A 1,069-nucleotide genomic window follows, 5' to 3' on the forward strand; every position below is an offset into this window, starting at 1 on the left:
CTTTCACGTAATGTGGCCGTTTCCTACGGATGACTGCTTTGAGTCCAAGGGCACGCATGATGCGATAATATCGCTTTTTGTTGTAAGTCATTTTGAGTTTTCGGTTTAGTTGAGTACGCATTTGACGATAACCAAGTATCCCTTTTCGCTTGTCATAACGAAGCTTCACTTCTTTTGCTAACGCATGAATTTCAAGTTCCCTGGCAGATGGTGTCCATTGTAACCACTTGTAATAGGCAGATCGAGCAACCCCCGCTAACGCACACAGCTTTGTAATGGCGTAACCCTTTTCTTGGTTCAGTTCTTGAATCGCTTGATACAAGTCCACTTGTCGAACAAGGGTTAGCGTGTATTTCGTTGCTTGATCTGTGCCAACTTTTTTGCGAAGTCATTCTCCATCTCTAGGTATTCGTTTCGAGCTTCTAGTTCCTTGATCCGTAGCTTAAGGCGTTCGTGCTCATCTAGTTCTTCTACAGGCTTATTACGACCGCGATTGTCCTTGAGCGCATCCTCGCTACCTGCTTGGTATTTCCGAACCCAAGCATAGATTTGCTGATAAGATACACCGTACTTTGCGATCGCTTTCTGATAATCCAAACCGTTAGCAATAGTATATTGTGCAATTTCAATACGTTCCTCAAACGTTGTCTTACGTCCTTTGTTCATATGAGATAGTCCCTTTCCTTTTCGAGTGGGTTTCAATTCTATCTCACTAGTATACTTGGAAATCCACTTCTGCAGGACACTTCTACTAGATATATGGTACCTTTTTGTTACCGCTGTTAAGGAGTAATTACCAGATAATACATCTTTAATAGCAGCAAGCTTGAATTCCTCAGAGTATGTTTTCCATGTGCTTGATTCCTTTAACCCTTCCAATCCATCCACTTTATATTTTCTTATCCAATCCGTGACTGTTGCCTTGCTTACCCCAAGCTGTTTCGCTTCATAGTTTGGATTTGACTTGTACTCTAGGCATCGCTGTACGGCGTGTAATTTTATTTCTGAAGAAGTTGGACTTCTTTTAGACATTAGAAAAACTCCCATCATTGTAGTAGTAGAAGTTTTT

Annotated in this window: 2 protein-coding genes; both read right to left on the bottom strand. The window is 41.3% G+C overall.

What is annotated here, in order from left to right:
* Positions 1-322, bottom strand: a 322-nt coding sequence (locus tag ACH8E3_RS16640; RefSeq protein ID WP_458633765.1) for an IS3 family transposase, incomplete at its 3' end; no start/stop codon positions are given.
* A gap of 20 nt (positions 323-342) precedes the next feature.
* Positions 343-1,032: a helix-turn-helix domain-containing protein gene (locus tag ACH8E3_RS16645; protein WP_458633766.1), complete on the bottom strand. Its 690-nt coding sequence runs from the start codon at positions 1,030-1,032 to the stop codon at positions 343-345.
* Positions 1,033-1,069 lie beyond the last annotated feature (37 nt).

Source organism: Paenibacillus sp. CMAA1364, assembly GCF_054373195.1.

Bases quoted from the DNA above. Each gene is read 5' to 3' on its own strand.
- ACH8E3_RS16645 (WP_458633766.1), bottom strand. From the start codon at position 1,032: ATGTCTAAAAGAAGTCCAACTTCTTCAGAAATAAAATTACACGCCGTA.